The sequence below is a fragment of the Pseudoalteromonas sp. OF7H-1 genome, from assembly GCF_022347825.1.
Lineage (GTDB): Bacteria > Pseudomonadota > Gammaproteobacteria > Enterobacterales > Alteromonadaceae > Pseudoalteromonas > Pseudoalteromonas maricaloris.
Genome location: NZ_JAKRFX010000008.1, coordinates 111,372 through 127,510, shown reverse-complemented (window position 1 = coordinate 127,510; position 16,139 = coordinate 111,372). Strand labels below are relative to the sequence as shown.

Annotated in this window: 12 protein-coding genes; 6 read left to right on the top strand and 6 right to left on the bottom strand. The window is 44.2% G+C overall.

Going from position 1 to position 16,139, the window contains the following annotated elements:
- Window positions 1–25: 25 nt before the first annotated feature.
- The 6 genes from MHN30_RS11880 to MHN30_RS11855 all read right to left on the bottom strand — a co-directional run bounded on the left by MHN30_RS11880 (window position 26) and on the right by MHN30_RS11855 (window position 7,322).
- On the bottom strand, window positions 26–2,737 hold the full coding sequence (locus MHN30_RS11880; protein WP_239359757.1) for an Ig-like domain-containing protein: 2,712 nt from the start codon (window positions 2,735–2,737) through the stop codon (window positions 26–28).
- Window positions 2,738–2,845: 108 nt separating this feature from the next.
- A complete protein-coding gene (locus tag MHN30_RS11875; RefSeq protein ID WP_239359756.1) occupies window positions 2,846–3,382 on the bottom strand; it encodes a GNAT family N-acetyltransferase in 537 nt (178 codons plus the stop codon).
- Window positions 3,379–3,912, bottom strand: coding sequence for a GNAT family protein (locus tag MHN30_RS11870; RefSeq protein WP_222244392.1), 534 nt, complete (start codon window positions 3,910–3,912; stop codon window positions 3,379–3,381). Before MHN30_RS11870 ends, MHN30_RS11875 begins: the two co-directional genes overlap by 4 nt.
- A gap of 62 nt (window positions 3,913–3,974) precedes the next feature.
- Window positions 3,975–4,703 carry a 5-oxoprolinase subunit PxpA gene (locus MHN30_RS11865; RefSeq protein WP_239359754.1) on the bottom strand — a complete coding sequence of 243 codons (729 nt, stop codon included), beginning with the start codon at window positions 4,701–4,703 and terminating at the stop codon, window positions 3,975–3,977.
- A 9-nt stretch (window positions 4,704–4,712) separates the two neighbouring features.
- Window positions 4,713–5,513 carry a DUF1445 domain-containing protein gene (locus MHN30_RS11860; protein ID WP_239359752.1) on the bottom strand — a complete coding sequence of 267 codons (801 nt, stop codon included), beginning with the start codon at window positions 5,511–5,513 and terminating at the stop codon, window positions 4,713–4,715.
- 12 nt (window positions 5,514–5,525) lie between these two features.
- A complete protein-coding gene (locus tag MHN30_RS11855) occupies window positions 5,526–7,322 on the bottom strand; it encodes a glycoside hydrolase family 3 protein (RefSeq protein WP_239359751.1) in 1,797 nt (598 codons plus the stop codon).
- A 168-nt stretch (window positions 7,323–7,490) separates the two neighbouring features.
- On the opposite strand from MHN30_RS11855, the gene MHN30_RS11850 reads away from it, so the two are divergent.
- The 6 genes from MHN30_RS11850 to MHN30_RS11825 all read left to right on the top strand — a co-directional run bounded on the left by MHN30_RS11850 (window position 7,491) and on the right by MHN30_RS11825 (window position 16,042).
- A complete protein-coding gene (locus tag MHN30_RS11850) occupies window positions 7,491–7,835 on the top strand; it encodes a VOC family protein (protein ID WP_239359749.1) in 345 nt (114 codons plus the stop codon).
- Window positions 7,836–8,182: 347 nt separating this feature from the next.
- The gene (locus MHN30_RS11845) at window positions 8,183–10,408 is read left to right on the top strand and encodes an EAL domain-containing protein (RefSeq protein WP_239359747.1); all 2,226 of its coding nucleotides are present in this window, start codon (window positions 8,183–8,185) and stop codon (window positions 10,406–10,408) included.
- Window positions 10,409–10,602: 194 nt separating this feature from the next.
- Window positions 10,603–11,517 (top strand): alpha/beta hydrolase, encoded by a 915-nt coding sequence (locus MHN30_RS11840; RefSeq protein WP_239359745.1) that lies wholly within the window; start codon window positions 10,603–10,605, stop codon window positions 11,515–11,517.
- A 52-nt stretch (window positions 11,518–11,569) separates the two neighbouring features.
- Window positions 11,570–12,505: an alpha/beta hydrolase gene (locus MHN30_RS11835; protein WP_239359743.1), complete on the top strand. Its 936-nt coding sequence runs from the start codon at window positions 11,570–11,572 to the stop codon at window positions 12,503–12,505.
- An 18-nt stretch (window positions 12,506–12,523) separates the two neighbouring features.
- Window positions 12,524–13,420, top strand: coding sequence for an AraC family transcriptional regulator (locus tag MHN30_RS11830; protein WP_010603868.1), 897 nt, complete (start codon window positions 12,524–12,526; stop codon window positions 13,418–13,420).
- 99 nt (window positions 13,421–13,519) lie between these two features.
- A complete protein-coding gene (locus tag MHN30_RS11825) occupies window positions 13,520–16,042 on the top strand; it encodes a TonB-dependent receptor (RefSeq protein WP_239359741.1) in 2,523 nt (840 codons plus the stop codon).
- Window positions 16,043–16,139: the final 97 nt, after the last annotated feature.

The following is a 16,139-nucleotide window of genomic DNA, read 5'->3' as shown; positions in this document are numbered from 1 at the left end:
ACTAGGGCCTATTCGTGCGTTATATCTATTGTTGATAGTTTGACCAATGTTTAATTTGTTCAAATACCGCTTTCGGTGGTGCCGTTTCCTCATGCACTAATTGAATGTCGGTATGCATGATGGACCGTTTAGGACGCATTTCAGTCGTTTGATGCGAGTGACCGCTGTTCGCACCACTCCAGAAGTGTGTAAAATTCAGTATTAAACTTGACCATTCATCGTAGTCAGTCAAAATGGATGCGTTTTCGCTGTCATCATTAAGGTTAAAGTCCACTAAAATATCAGAAGTGCTGCCATTACAGTTGAAATCAATGGCTTCTGAGTTGGGATTATTAAGGCCTTTTGATTCGTCCAACTTGGCTTCGTCTAATGGCAGGTTTTTACCATGAGAGTAGTCAATAACAAAGTTCGTAATATCATCTGTCGGGCCGTTTAAAATTGCCGTGCCTTCCGGAAAGCAGTTTTCGTTATTACGGAACCAGCGACGTAAGTATCGATCGCCTTCGTTATTGCCAATGGTTGATAAGCCACTGAGTTGATACAAATAATTCATCACACTAAAGTGATTTGGCTTAAAGTTAGTATTTTCATTGCCGCCGTGATACAAACCGAGATTATGCCCCAATTCGTGCATAATCGTTCCTGCTTGGTAGTTGTAGGTCACATTGGTCATGAGCTCTGACTCTAAGTTCAGTCCCCAATTCCCCAGCGAGATAATAAGGTCGTTGCCAAATAACTCAGCTAAGCCAGAAGATCCGCCACTGCCGTCTGCTTCTTGACTGTTTGCCATCAGCATATAGTGAAAAATTGGCCGGCGTTTAAGATCAAAATGCTTGGCTTTGTGATCAAGAATACTCGGCGCTTGCTCTGAACTGGCAAAGGTTGTGGTTTGTACAAAGGGGATTTGCTCGCCGCCACCCAAATCATGTTGTTCAGGTGATAAGCCTTCTGTTTGGTGATACAAGTTACCTACGTCAAAGTGCACTGCTATATCTTGAGCTGCAAACGCCGCTTTTACTTTGTCTAGTGCGGGTTTGTGAGGCGTAATACCTGCATCATTACTTTCCATATAGTCAACTTCTATGAAAATATCTCTGACGCCAGCTCTTGCACCCCATTCGTATAAAGGTAAGCCTGCGAATGTGCCACCAGGCTGCTCTGAACAATCAGGGATTCCATCTAAGTCCTCATCTTTATCACAGAGCACATCATTATTGCCGCCAGGTGTAAAAAAGGCGGTAGATTGCCAGTCGCTAATCGAATTGGTATCTGTTAATAGGTTTGTTCTAACAAGGCTTTGACCTAGTTGATTTGAAACTGGTAATAACTCGGCACTTTCTTGCCATTCTGAAGGCGTTGCTGGTGCTTTATCACTTTCGCCAAAACGGACAAAATCAACCGTTTCACCTTGCTTGTTTTGTAATTCTACATACCCAGATATATACCATGCTGGCGCAAACTGTCCATCGCCGACTAGCATCAACTGATTAGAGCTTGTAACGCTGCGCTGCCATGTTTGAGGTCCATGTTCATTTTGCACTACGATATATTCGCCCGGTTCAAGTAGCTGTGACTTCAACGGAAAGACTTTAGTGCCGCCATCATTGTAGTTTTCCAACTCGATGCTTTCGGCAACGAGTTGATAATTACTCAAATCGATAGTTTCGTCTGTACCGTTGTAGATTTCTACCCAGCGGTTATCATCGATATACCTAGACGATGAAATCTCGGTGATAAGTAAATCTTTCTGTCCAGTAACAAAAGTAAGCTTTTCAGCTTGGGCGATGGCAGTCCCATAAAAGTTGGTCACCGTTTCTGAGATGGTTAATTCATATTCAGTGCCTGCTTTAAGGGGCTCCATTGGTGTTAAAGAAAAAGCGTATCCATCTTCTTGCTGTGTTTGTCCTACTGAAAATTCTACGCAAGTTTGATTACCAGATTCTCTTATATGAATTGCGCCATTACACTCTGAAGTACCAATTTCACTTGACCAAGACGCGGACATATTGTCGTCAAAGTGCAGCTGGATCTCACCTGTTAAGCTAACCCGAGTCGCTGAGGACTCTGGCAAACTTGTCATTAGTCGTGGTGCTGTTGTATCGATAATTTCTATCTGAACTTCTGCAGAGTTTGTGAGGTCGCCATCGCTCACGCCGAAGTGCAAAATCTCTTTAGTTATGTTGTTATGCGTTGGGGTATAGCTGTATGTCTGCGTTGTTGCATTAATTAATTCAACAACACCCGAAAGTGCCGGCTCGAAAGTGACCTCCAGTGCATCGCCATCTTCATCTTTTACATCCAGAGTAAATTCTAAGGTGTTGTTATATTCAAGGCTGTGTTCTGAACCTGTAATTAGAGGGGCTCTATTTATTTGTTTGATGGTGACAGAAACTTCTTTTTCTGTCTTATCACCGTCATCATCAGTAGCAGTTATCAAGAAGGCTACTTTGGTATCTTCAGTGACTTCTGGTGCAGTAAAAGAAAGGCTAGAATCGCCTAAGGTAAGATCGATGACGTCTGGTCCTGAAGTTTGTTTTATAGTGCGAGACGAAATTGATCCATCACTGTCTGAAATTGTCACCCCACCACTTAGGAAGCTCCGCTCCCCAATGCTTGCTTCGATTGCGGTTACGATTTCTGGTGGAGTGTTCTTATCATCACCGCCAAAAAGGTCACAAGCACTTAGGTGTACTAATCCTAAGCTGATTAAAGAGAGTTGAAATATTTTTTTATTCATTATTATTTTCTCTGATTGTTACAATATACTTACTAAAAACTTACCCTTTTTAGGGTCTTTAAGTACAGAGGTTGATGTTAATGAATGTAAAAATAGTCAACGCGGGGTTTATTCTGCTCTCAGCTTGGCTGTTAAAACATGATCTTCCCATTTCCCAGCAATGCGTAGATATTGCTTAGCATAGCCTTCTTGTTCAAAGCCTATTTTTTGCAACACTCGCGCGCTTGCCACGTTGCTGGGCATATAATTTGCCATGATCCTATGCATGTTTCGCTGATCGAACATATGTGAGATTGCAGCTTCTAAGATCTCGGTCATATAGCCTTGACCCGCAAATTGTGATGCTATGGAGTAGCCTAAATAACAAGCTTGAAACGGACCTCGTGCAACTTGGGTGAAGCTACACAGCCCCGCTATCTGAGGCCGTTCTGGCAATAACGCAATAAAGTGATAAGCGGTATCGGATTGTGCGGCATATTCGGCTTGCTCTGTGTGAGCCAACCAATAATCCATTGAGTAGTAGCTTTCTGGTCGAGACGGCTCCCACGGTGCAAAGTAATCACGGTTCTCTAGGTGATAAGTGACAAGCTTCTCTGCATACTCTGAAGTGAGTGCAACAAGTTTTGTTCTTGCTGTACGGATCATATCCTCAATAATCCAAACTTCTCGTCATTTACCCACTCGCCGTTAATTTGGAAGTTATGTTTTAGCGTGCCTTCAAGCTCAAATCCTAGTTTTTTGAGTAAATGGTGAGAGGCATGATTTCCTTGGGTAACGGTGGCGATGAGCTTGTGGTAATTACATTCGTGCAAGGCAAAATCAATGACGGCCTTAGAAGCTTCTAAGGCGTAACCCTTTCCTTGAAATTTGGGAGAGAGCATAAAACCTAACTCAGCCTGTTGAAATGGTGTCCACATACTTAAAAATCCGTGTAGCCCGATAGGGGTCGCTGTGGCCGTTTCTTCAATCACTAAGGTGAGCCAAGTGTTATCTTCTTTGTGCCACTGCCCTAGTCCGGCGCTTAAACCACGGTTAAACTTTTCACGCAGCGTAGCTTCATCGGTGATCTCACCGACAAAACGCATGACATCTGGTTGTTGATGAAGTTCTGCCCAAAGCGACCAATCTGTATTAAGTATAGGCCTTAAGGTAAGTCTTTCTGTGGTGAGCTGCATCTAAAGTCCTTTCGCTGAGTTAACTTTCACTTATTAAACATATACGGCCAGACTATCACAAATTATTGATTTATCACGTTTCTTATTTCTTCAATTAAGGCAATGCTCGCCTCGTTGTCACCGTGAACACATAAGGTATCGGCGCGTAAGGCAAGTGACTTCCCGCTTGCAGTTGTAACACTGCCTTGCTGATGTAATTGCTTAACTTGCGCAAGTAGCGCTGATTTGTCATGCACTGCGCCCGGTTCAGAGCGGGGAGTAAGTAAGCCTTCATCGGTGTACAGTCTATCGGCAAAGGCTTCAAAAATCAGTGATACATTATAGTCGTCGGCGAGTTGTTGGTGACTTGCTTGTTGCGCAGTGGCTAGTACCATCAACTTAAGCTCACTTGGATAGTGTGAAATGGCCTTGATAACACAGCTTAATATCCTTTGTGACTTCATCATATCGTTATAAAGTGCGCCGTGTGGTTTTACATAATTTAGTGTTAAGCCTTGCACCTTTGCCATCCCTTCAATTGCGGCAATTTGGTAATGTAAGGCGTTGATTATCTCTTGCTCAGAGAGCTGCATTGAGCGGCGGCCAAACCCTTGGCGGTCTGGATAGCTTGGATGTGCGCCAAGCGCCACTTGATGCGTGTTGACCAGCTTTAGTGTTTGCGCGAGTACATCAGGATCTCCTGCGTGAAAACCACAAGCGACATTGGCCATGTCGATATGTGGCATTACGTGTTCGTCTAACCCCATTTTCCAAGCGCCAAAGCTTTCACCCAAGTCGCAATTTAATAACATGCTTATTTCCTACTTCGTTACTGCAAGCTCTAAATCTTGTCTATCTGTCACCAATAAATGGTGTGGACTATTCATAATACAAAACTCAGGTGCCGCTTTTGCTATGGCTAACTGAGCTGTTAGGCTGGAACCCCAAAAAACCGGAAGCTGCCCCTCTTTACAAATCAATGGCTCGCCAAAATTAGGCTTGCTAAGATCTTTGATCCCAACCTCATTTGGCTTACCAAAATGAAGTGGCAACGCATAGGGAAGTCGGCTCAATGTTGCCGCTTGAATGGCACTAATAAGATTTTGCTTGGTTAATGGGCGCATCGCCAATATTTGATTCGCCTCGTACTTATCCACTGAGTTGCAAGGCAAGTTACTGATGTAAAGTGGTAAAGGCGTGGTTGGATTCGCTGATGGCGGGTTTATTCCATACTGCGCGAGTAAGTTATCAAAAGAAAGATAACTGGCAAAAGCAAAGGTAACTAAATCGTCGCGCCAGTGCTCTTCTATATTATGGCATTCTTGGGCGAGCTGGCCATGCTTTAAAATCTGATACTTGGGGAGGTGGTAGCGAATGTCTATATCTTTCCCCAAAGTGTCAAAGTTAAAATTACCCGGCTCGCTGGGCGGAATAATTAGCTTGCAAACAGATTGATTACTCTCACAAAAGCGAAAGAATGAATATGCTTCGCTTTGTGGCAAAATAATCACATTACATTGTGTGAACCCAGGCACGAACCCTTTAGTAGGGCCCGTATAATCACCATCCTTGATCATTTTTCTTATTGCATGTGGTGCACTTAAAGAAGCACTGGGATCCATAGATTCCTCCAATTAGTGGTTTACTGTAACAGGCAGTGAACCTTCCGCTTTCGCTATTCCTAAAATCACTTTGGCCAGAGCCGTGTAGGCAGGCCCAGCTACTTTTTTATCATGATTTACGTCTACATTATAAGCATAACTTGCTAATACTGCGTTACTAAGAGGGCCAAAGGTACTAATTTCGTATGGTGCTCTTAGGCTGATAAATAGCTGCTTTTTACCCAGTTTCTGACCGTATTGCAGTAATGCTTTCAGCGCCTCAGGTTGCACATTACGCGCCACCCCATGCTCTCGTAACTTTTTCACATCGTCCATGCCGCCAATCTCTACCGCACTTTGCGGTGGTGATGCATGTGCGGCGATTATCATGTCGGCCTGTTTAATTGCTTCATGTGCAATGTTTGGGTCGTAGGCTTGTAGGCTTGTACAAGAAAGTGTGAGCGAATTTTTGCTGTATGTTTGTAATGCTTGTTCAAGCGCAAAACATTTTTGCCTATCAGGCATGATAAGGTGAACAACTTGAGCGTTACCTCTGAGCGGTAATACACCATCGTTTTTTACTTCGGTGATAGCTGCTAGTGCAAGCTCTGCTTCTAAGCGACGATGGCTTGGATTACCCAGTGTTGAATTGGCAATGGCCAAAGAAGCGCTCGATTGTGGCAGCTTTGTCTTGAGCTTAGCGATACGCGCCATAGAACTGCTAAGTTGTTCTTGGTTTAGTTTATTGGTATCAAGCGCTTTAGCTAGCTGAGCCATATATTGCTCAAAGCGTTTGATGTCTGCACGATTGCGAATAGCAATAGGCATTAGCGCGATATCCACGCCGGCGTTAAACGTTTCAATTGTTGCATCGACTGGATTAAAAAAGTCGCTGATCCCAGCCATATCTAACGCATCGGTGACGGTCACGCCTTGGTATCCCAACTCGTGTCTTAGAAGTTGTGTCATGATCTGATAAGACATAGTCGCGGGCCTTATCATGCTCTCACCTTGAGAGTTAACGACTTTACTGTTGTCGAGCGCCGGATATTGAATATGGGCAGTCATTATCATGCCAGGAGGCGATGCTTTGATTATCTCGGCAAAGGGCAATAAATCTTGCTGGTTAATTTTTTCGCGGTCGTGATCAACGTGAGGTAGTCCCGTGTGGCTATCGACATGTGTATCACCGTGGCCAGGAAAATGCTTTAGCGCAGAGAGAACGCCTGCGGCCTCAAATGCTTTTACTTGCGCAAGACCTAATTTGGCGACCACTGTTGGATTTTCCGAGAATGAACGCACATTGATCACCGGATTGTTCGGGTTGCTGTTCACATCTACCGTTGGGGCGAAGTTTACGTTGATCCCTAAGCTATTTAGCTCCTTTCCAATTGCACTTGCCACTTTGGTTGCGTAAGTATCACCCTGTTTTGGATAGGTTGCTCCAATACTCATATTGCCGGTAAACGACGTTGCTTGTTCACGATTTATTCGCGCAACACGGCCACCTTCTTGATCGATGGCAACAAATAAAGGAAGTTGACTTTTACTTTGTTGTGCCGCACTTTGCAAAGCATTGGTTAGACTGACGATTTGCGCGGTGTTTTGCACATTTTCGGCGAACAAAATAGCGCCGCCGATGTCGTATTTACTAATTAATTCGGACAGCTCAGGCGGTAAAGTTGTCATCGCTGCTCTACAATCTCCACTTGGCTTTTTGCTTTCACCGCAGTAATAGCGGAAATCGAGCATAAGCTTTTGTCCAAGCATTTGCGAAGTGGTCAGTGGCACTTGTGCTGCTGTTGCGTGAGCTGAAGTGATGAAACTCATGAATGTGATAGTTCCTAAAGTAGTGAGCAGAGATAATAATCGCACAATCAATAATAAACGCTGAATAAAATTGCCTACACTTTAACATTGATTTAGAAGCGACTACAAAATGCTTTCTATTAGGCGATAACAGCATAAATGAAGCACAGATTTTAAAAGGAATAAAAAATGAACAACCACATAAATTATGTAGAATTAGCAGCAAAAGACTTAGTAGCAACACAAGCTTTCTTCGAGCAGGTATTTAACTGGCAATTTGAATCTTACGGGCCAGATTATATTGCGTTTGCAAATTCAGGCCTTGATGGCGGCTTTTTCCGAGCCGATGTGTCTTCTAAACAAGCGCAAGGTGGAGCGCTCGTAGTGTTGTACAGCGATGAGTTGGAAGCCGTACAAAGCAAAGTAGAGCAAGCGGGCGGAGAGATAAGCAAAGCTATATTTGAATTTCCTGGCGGTCGTCGCTTTCACTTTATTGAACCGAGCGGCAATGAATTTGCGGTGTGGTCTAAATAACCTGAGCTTAAAAATAATTAGTTAACACATACCTTATTCAAACCTCAGGTAAATAACTAGACGATGTGTTGTAAAGCCCCTTTACAGCACACGTAAATACTGAGGTTTTATTGCAATAATCTTTCGTTTTCAGAACAGATAAAAACTTGAATTCGTTGCTATTGTGAACAATAGTTATTAAACACTGATGCAAACATCTCTTTGTGTTTGATACCTACTTATTGCGTGATCAGCCAATAGACTTATCTAATGGGTTTAGGTTTAGCGTAGAAGTGCAGGTGGCAAGGGCAATCATTGTACAAAACACCGCTAAATGCATCATCACCATACTTAGGTTTGATTAGGCAATGAGACGGATATTCTTAGTTGTTGGTATTTTACTCTCCTTAACCATGCTTATGGCCGATAAATTGGGCCTATTCTTATTGTTGCCTATTACTTTTATTGCCATCAGCGCTTTAGTTTTTTTGTTTGTAGCACTACTTTGGTGGCAGGCACAAGATACTAAAAAAATTATGGTTGATGATGACTCTAGCGTGCCACAAGCGTTGTTAGACAGCGATGGCGTTATTCTACAAGCCAATGAGCAAATGCAATCCATACTGGGTGTTGGCAGCTCAGTAATAGGGTTAAAACTTGAAAATTTAATCGCGGTGAGCGGTAACATCCATAGCGAGGGCAAGAGTGGTGCAATAAGCATGTTCGAAGCGCTTGTTATGCAAAGTTATGGTAATTGCACGACCAAACACAGTGGCAAAGTTATTACTCCTGTTGCTTTACCAATTAAAGTCGCGGATACCGTTACAGGATATCTCTGTTATTTTAATACTAGCAGCAGAGAAAACCGCCTCGCTCAGGCACTAGAAGAAGAAAAAGAATTGCTCGAAGTGACGCTGAGCTCTATTGGTGATGGCGTGATCTGTACAGACGTAAATGGCGTGATCACTTATATTAACCCTGTCACAGAAGCCATTCTCGCGATGTTAAATGAAGAAGTGGTCGGGCGGCGATTTGATGATGTTATGTCTATGTATCACGAAGAAACCAAAGCTTCGGTGAATAAATTTCCTGAGCTTTGCCTAAAGCAAGGCCATACCATTTGTTTACCTGAACTCACTTCCATCACCAATCATCTTGGTCTTACCTTTGCTATCCAAGATTCCTTCTCTCCTATTATAGCTAAAGATGGCAGCTACCTTGGCACTGTAATGGTCTTTCAAGATGTGACAGAGTCGAGATTAATGGCGAAAAAAATGAATCACCTTGCCCATCATGATGCATTAACTGGGCTACCCAATCGCTTATTGCTGCATGACCGTTTAGTGCAGGCTTGTAAACGAGCCAAGCGCATGAGTCACCAATTTGCTTTGGTATTTATTGACGTCAACAAATTCAAAAAAATCAACGATTCACTGGGGCACGATTATGGTGACTTATTACTCAAAGAAATTGCGAGTCGATTAACTCAGCAAATTCGAGGATGCGACACCGTTGCCAGAATGGGAGGCGATGAATTTGTGTTACTCATTGACGGGATCCAAGATAAAAAATATGTACGTAAGGTGGTGAGTAAAGTATTGAGTAGCGTTAATGGACAATATTGTTTGCGCCAAGTTAGTCTAAAAGCCACGGTGAGTGCTGGCGTTGCAATTTACCCTGATGATGGTGACAACACGGAAGCTTTGTTAAAACATGCTGATACCGCAATGTATCGAGCTAAAAAAGCCACACAAACGGAATTTCAATTTTACAACGCACGCCTAGATCACGAATCGGAACAGCGTTTAGTGCAAGAAAGTCGGATCATTCAGGGGTTAGATAATCGAGAGTTTATTCCTTATTACCAGCCTATTGTCGATGCGCATACCCGCAAGATTAAAAAACTTGAAGTGCTCGCAAGGTGGCAGCAAGATGAACAATTGTTGGTACCTGAAGATTTTTTTGAAGCGGCATGTGATGGCGATCTGATGGTAGAAATTGGGCAACAGCTCAGAGCTCTGGCCTTTCAGGCGATGAAAACATGGTTTTACGAGTACGATAATCTCGTGGTTAGCTTTAATTTTTCGCTTGCTGAACTTACCAATAAAACCGTAATAAAAAACTTTATGGAGCAGGCTGCGCAACATCAGTTGCCATCTCGGCAAATTGAAATAGAAATCAAAGAAGTTGACCTGATAGAGCTACTTGATAAAGCACCGGAAGTGATGGCGGAATTAGAGCAAACCGGTATGCGGATCTCAATTGATCATTTTGGTGTCGGGCATACTAGCATGCTGTACTTGCAGAAGCTCACGTTTGAAACCATTAAAATTCCACCGGCTTTCCTTGCTACCCCTCAGTCGGTTGCCTCACAAAATGATATTGCAAAACTGATTGTACAGATGGCAAAGAGCTTGGATGTAGAATGTGTAGCGGTAGGTGTTGAGACCGCGTTGCAAGCTAAGTCTCTTAATCTCAATGGCTGTCACCTTATCCAAGGCAACCACCTTTTTGCTCCCGCCCCAGAGTCAGAGATCACCCCGATTCTCAGTACCCATATGAGCATAGAAAGGCGCAGATTAGGTCAAAACTAGGTACATTCTAGTAACTCAAATCTTTATCGTTTATGCGGTATGTAAATAAGTACTTTTCGTTGAAATAGACAAACACCTCATCATTTTAGGCAAACATTCATAATTACGCTTACCTATACTAGATAGCAACAAAGCGCAGTGTTCTTGGCAACGTATATCAGCGCATTAGCCACATTTATTTTTGAGGGTTTCACATGAACAAAGTTACTTTTCCAAACACAAATGGCTTAGCTATCACGCTTTCAGGTTTACTCAATTTACCTGCAGAGTTTGACGAGTTGAAGACTTATCCTGCTATTGTTGTTTCTCATCCCGGTGGTGGCGTTAAGGAACAAACTGCTGGCACCTATGCATCTAGATTGGCGGAGCAAGGGTTCGTTACCATCGCTTACGATGCTTCATATCAAGGGGAAAGTACGGGTGAGCCTCGTCAATTAGAAAACCCACATGTGCGTACCGAAGATATCAGTGCAGTGATTGATTACCTTACGACCCTGCCATTTGTTGATAATGATCGAGTTGGTGTTATGGGGATTTGTGCTGGCGCTGGCTATTCGGCGAATGCAGCAATCAATGACCAAAGAATTAAAGCGGTTGGTATGGTCAGTATGGTAAATATTGGACAAATGTTTAGAAATGGTTGGGATAATAGCGTAGCTGATGCACTTGCTATGCCTTATATTCAGGCGGGGTCTGACGCTCGCTCAGCTGATGCAAATAGCGATGAAACAGCAACAATCCCTTTAGCACCACTTAAAGAAGAGGATGCCCCTAATGAAGAACTTCGCCAAGCGTGGGAGTACTATCATACAGCGCGAGCCGCACACCCTACTGCGCCAGGTTTTGCAACTGCGCGAAGCCTGACTCAAATCATTACATACGATGCTTTTTTTAAGTCTGAAGCCTTCCTTACCCAACCGCTACTTGCGGTAGTTGGCAGTGTTGCTGGTAGCAAATGGATGAGCGATGACCTGATAGCAAGAGCGGCTTCAACAGACAAAGCTATGCATGTTGTGAACGGAGCAAACCACATGGAATTGTACGATGGCGAAGCGCAAGTCAATGAAGCCGTAAACGTGTTAACAGCGTTTTTCAAACGTACGCTTTAGGTTTGGCTGTAAAAGGGGAATTACCACTCATTACTTGGAATTGGAGATAACAATGGTTCAGCAAGAAATTACGTTTAGAAATAAAGACATGGCTTGGGATATCGCTGCACTGATGCTAACCCCAGATGACTTTAATCCCTTGAACAAATACCCTGCGATAGTGTCAGTACATCCGTTTGGTAGCTGTAAAGAGCAAACGTCGAGTGCTATCTACGGACGAGCACTGGCCGATGCTGGCTATGTGGTTATTGCTTACGATGCCAGCTTTCAGGGTCGTTCGGGAGGACTACCGCGATTCAAGGAAGATCCGCATCAGCGAGTTGAAGATATTAGCCATGCAATAGATTATTTAGTTACCTTAGATTTCGTGGATGCAAACCGTATTGCTTCACTTGGGATCTGTGGCGGTGGTGGTTATGTATTTAATTCAGCGCTTACAGAGAAAAGGATAAAAGCCGCGATCGGTGTGACGCCCGTCAACCTTGGTCGTTTGTTCCGTGAAGATTTCTCTGAATTTAATCCTTTAGGTACGCTTGAGGCGATATCACAGCAGCGTACCGCGGAAGCATTGGGGGCTGAAGGGCAAGTAAATGAGCTGCTACCGCCAAGCCTAGAATTTGCTAAACAAAACGGCTTAACGGAGCGTGATGTTTTTGAAGCGACCGAGTATTACAAAACAAAACGAGGCCAAGCTGAGGGCGGTGCAACGCGGATGTTGTTTTCGCACGCGCACAAAATTTTAAGTTGGGACGCGTTTGCATTTGCTGAAACGTTGATGACACAGCCTATGATGGCCATTGTTGGCCAAAAGATAGGTGCATTTGGCGCTTATCGTGATGGTAAGGCAATATACGGGAAGTCATTTGCTTCGGCAGACAGGCAATTGGTTGAATTATCAGAGTGGTCTCATTACGATCTTTATGATCATCCAAAAGCCGTTGCGTTAGCCGTGGAGCAAATTATTCCATTTTTAGCTAAGCATGTGTAAGCACTAAGGGGGAGTTAAATGGTTGAGGATTATCGTGAACTCGTGAAACCACTGGCACAGCGTGTACTGCTGTGCTGTAAAAAGTCCGGAGATCATGAGAGCCAAGTACAAAAGCTCTCCATGCATATTCGCAGTGCCCCAACAGAGCCATTACATTGTATTTATACGTTGAGTTTGGCGGTGGTGCTTCAAGGTACAAAGCAAATCTCGATAGATAACGAAATTTTGTTTTGCTCCGCAGGCCAAGCTATGCTGACGACGTTTGATTTACCGCTCATTTCTCATGTGACCGAAGCCTCTCGCCACCACCCCTTTGTTGGTATGCTTGTTAAGCTCGATTACAACCTTATTTTGCAAACTGCGGCGGAGCTCAACTTAAGTAAGCCCGCAAAGCAGTCAGTCTCCAAATCTATCTCAATACATCATATTGATGCAGGCTTAACCGACGCATTGTCTCGATTATTTTCTCTTGAGTACGACGCAAATTTGCGAGATAGCTTAGCGCCGCTTATTGAAAAGGAAATCGTCATTAGATTGCTACAGGGGCCGCATGCTGAGACCTTAACTCGGTTGGCTTTTGAGGGGTCTGCAAGTAGTCAAATTGTAAAAGCAGTGAGCTGGCTTAAAACCAACTTTATGCGACCAATTGAAATCAATGAACTGGCGGAGCGAGTGCACATGAGTGCGTCTTCTTTTCGGCAGCATTTCAAAAGTACCACAGGCACAAGCCCATTACAGTATCTTAAAACCCTGCGTTTACAAGAAGCGCGAGAGCAAATGTTGATTAATGGTTTAGATGCCAACCAAGCCAGTGGTGTGGTGGGTTATGAGAGCCCGTCGCAGTTCAGCCGTGAGTACAGTCGATTATTCGGATTACCACCGCAAAAAGACATTCAGAGACTTAAATTGAGCTAAGTTTAATAAAAATATTCCTAAAACTTTCCCTTCGTTCGTTTATAGATTTACAGAGCTTCACTCACTCGCTCTGCCAACAACAAGAATGAAGGGAATACCATGAGCAATAATACATCTCGTTATAACAAACACCTTATTGCGCTTGCTATTAGTGGCGCGTTATTGGGGCCACACACAGCTATTGCACAAGCAAAAGAAACGCAAGAAACTACAGAAAAAAAGAAACTACTCGACCTTGAGCGAATTGTCGTGACTGGCAGCGGTGGGCGCGGCCAAACTAAGTTGGAATCATCGGTCTCAATTACCACATTAAATGCTGAACAGTTGGCGCGAGAAGCGCCACTAGGTACGGCGGATCTACTGGAAAGCGTGCCAGGGTTTTGGGTTGAAGATTCAGGGGGTGAAACCAACAATAATGTTGCGCCTAGAGGACTACGTGGCGGTGAAGGCTTCCGTTACATTGGCGTTGAAGAAGACGGGCTACCTGTGGTGTACGACGGCGTATGGGTTGATTTCTATCAGCGTCAAGATATCACGATTGAACATATGGAAGCGGTTCGTGGGGGCACCTCAGGCCTACTGACCACAAATGGCCCCGCGGCGTTAGTAAACTTTATTACCCGTAAACCGGATGATATTGAAGAAGCGACGATCCGCTTAACTGCTGCCGATTACGGCATGTATCGCGGCGAGTTCTTTTATGGCACACCCATTAGTGACAACTGGAAAATGTCGATAGGTGGCTCTTATCGTCGTTCTGATGGCGTGAGAGACACAGAGTTTACCGCAGATCACGGCGGCCAACTTCGACTCAATTTAGTACGTGAGTTTGACAAAGGCCAACTCACGCTGTCTGCCAAACACCTCAATGACCATACCACTTTCTTTGTGCCTATTCCGCTAAGAGATCAAAGTGACCCTAAAGGCATTGCTGGTGTCGACCCACAGCATGGCACCTTAATTGGTAATGGTCAGCGCTTTTTACACTATTTACAGCCTGATGGCAGCTATAAAACACGAGACCTTAAAGATGGGCAGCATACCAAGTTTAGTACCATAGGCTATCACTTAGATTGGGAGTTAAGCGACCGTTGGCTACTCAATACAGCTGGCCGTTACTCACAGTTTGAAAACGACATGTATATTTTGCTTAACTTCGATAACTCGACGCTCGTCAATGCCAATACCCGACTTGGGCAGCAAGATGTGCAAAATATGCTGGACCAGTTTGCCAGTGATGGCGCCGTTGCCGCACGGTATAGATACGTCGATAATGGAGAAATACTGACAGATGTTAGCAATTTAAACGGAAACGGCTTAGTCACCACAAGCTACCCGCTTTATTCGCGCTACGATGCTGAGCAGTTTGTTAATAAGCTCAATTTTACCTATGAAGGTGATCAGCACACGCTGACCATAGGGTGGTTATTTGCCTATGTAGATGCGGACTCCTTGCCAGTTGATAAATGGGAATCGCAGTTTTTAACGGAAGTAAAAGACAATGCTCGATTACTCGATATTGTTGCAGTTAACAGCAATCAGCAAGTGGTGGGTCAACTAACTGACCACGGCTCAACGGGTTATGCACCTGGTTGGGGACAGGCAACTGCTTTTGGTACCAGTACTTCCAACTCTTTATTTATCAATGAACAATATCAAGCAACCGATAACCTTCGTATTGACGGTGGGGTTCGGGTTGAGTGGTTGGAGCTAGATAGCACCGTCTCAGCGACCACATTTGCACAGCCTGTAGCGGGCGCTTTTGACAGCGCTGGTAATGACATAGATAACAATCTTGCCAACAATTACGTCGATATGCCGTCACACAAATTCCTGTCAAAAACACGTAGCGAAACCGAAACTGCATGGACGGTGGGATTCAATTATACCTTCTCGGATGATGTGTCAGTATTTGGTCGTTATGCCGATGCCTTTGAAATGCCAAGGTTAATGAGCTTTGGTCAGAATATTCACTCGGGGGTTGAAGCCGACTTTAATGACAGCGTTAATCTAACTTTTAGCGAGTTGGGTACTCGCTATGCTGGTGATTCAATTGGCGCATCACTGACCTTGTTTAGAACTAAATTTAATGACTTAGTGGAACGTAATTTTACCGGCAGCGATGGTGAGGTGGCGAATCAAACGATAGACACTGTCACCGATGGTCTCGAATTTGAAACGGTGTGGCAGGCGCATGACAATTTACAGCTTGAGCTGACAGGCGTGTTGCAAGACCCAAAAATGGAAGGATTTACCGGAGCATTTGCACACTGGGAAGGCAAGCAAGTGAAGCGCACACCCAAAGTACAGCTTAGGTTAACGCCAACCTACTACTTTGACGATGGTGATATCTATTTAACTATTCACCATTTAGGAGAGCGTTACTCAGATGGGGAGAACAAGTTTGAGCTCCCTGCCTACACCACAATCGATATGGGGGTGAATTATCGCTTTACCGACGCGGTTGCGCTGCATGTGAAAGCGACAAATATCAGTGATGAGCTCGGGTTAACCGAAGGAAACCCGCGGGCCATCAACGATGTTCAAGCAGGATACGATTATTACTATGCTCGGCCGATCTTAGGACGCACCATCAGCGCCTCGCTGACGCTTAATTTTTAGGACCTAATCGGGTTCACCTGAGTGCGCTTAGTTCATTGTTGCTTAACTTTTTGCTCAGCCCACTATGTAGCAAGTCGGGCGTCGCGACCAAAACTCT

What these genes read in the sequence shown, in the direction of transcription:
- MHN30_RS11830 (WP_010603868.1), top strand. Translation starts at nt 12,524, where the DNA reads ATGGTTGAGGATTATCGTGAACTCGTGAAACCACTGGCACAGCGTGTA.
- MHN30_RS11855 (WP_239359751.1), bottom strand. Translation starts at nt 7,322, where the DNA reads ATGAGTTTCATCACTTCAGCTCACGCAACAGCAGCACAAGTGCCACTG.
- MHN30_RS11880 (WP_239359757.1), bottom strand. Translation starts at nt 2,737, where the DNA reads ATGAATAAAAAAATATTTCAACTCTCTTTAATCAGCTTAGGATTAGTA.
- MHN30_RS11835 (WP_239359743.1), top strand. Translation starts at nt 11,570, where the DNA reads ATGGTTCAGCAAGAAATTACGTTTAGAAATAAAGACATGGCTTGGGAT.
- MHN30_RS11870 (WP_222244392.1), bottom strand. Translation starts at nt 3,912, where the DNA reads ATGCAGCTCACCACAGAAAGACTTACCTTAAGGCCTATACTTAATACA.
- MHN30_RS11825 (WP_239359741.1), top strand. Translation starts at nt 13,520, where the DNA reads ATGAGCAATAATACATCTCGTTATAACAAACACCTTATTGCGCTTGCT.
- MHN30_RS11865 (WP_239359754.1), bottom strand. Translation starts at nt 4,703, where the DNA reads ATGTTATTAAATTGCGACTTGGGTGAAAGCTTTGGCGCTTGGAAAATG.
- MHN30_RS11875 (WP_239359756.1), bottom strand. Translation starts at nt 3,382, where the DNA reads ATGATCCGTACAGCAAGAACAAAACTTGTTGCACTCACTTCAGAGTAT.
- MHN30_RS11840 (WP_239359745.1), top strand. Translation starts at nt 10,603, where the DNA reads ATGAACAAAGTTACTTTTCCAAACACAAATGGCTTAGCTATCACGCTT.
- MHN30_RS11850 (WP_239359749.1), top strand. Translation starts at nt 7,491, where the DNA reads ATGAACAACCACATAAATTATGTAGAATTAGCAGCAAAAGACTTAGTA.
- MHN30_RS11845 (WP_239359747.1), top strand. Translation starts at nt 8,183, where the DNA reads ATGAGACGGATATTCTTAGTTGTTGGTATTTTACTCTCCTTAACCATG.
- MHN30_RS11860 (WP_239359752.1), bottom strand. Translation starts at nt 5,513, where the DNA reads ATGGATCCCAGTGCTTCTTTAAGTGCACCACATGCAATAAGAAAAATG.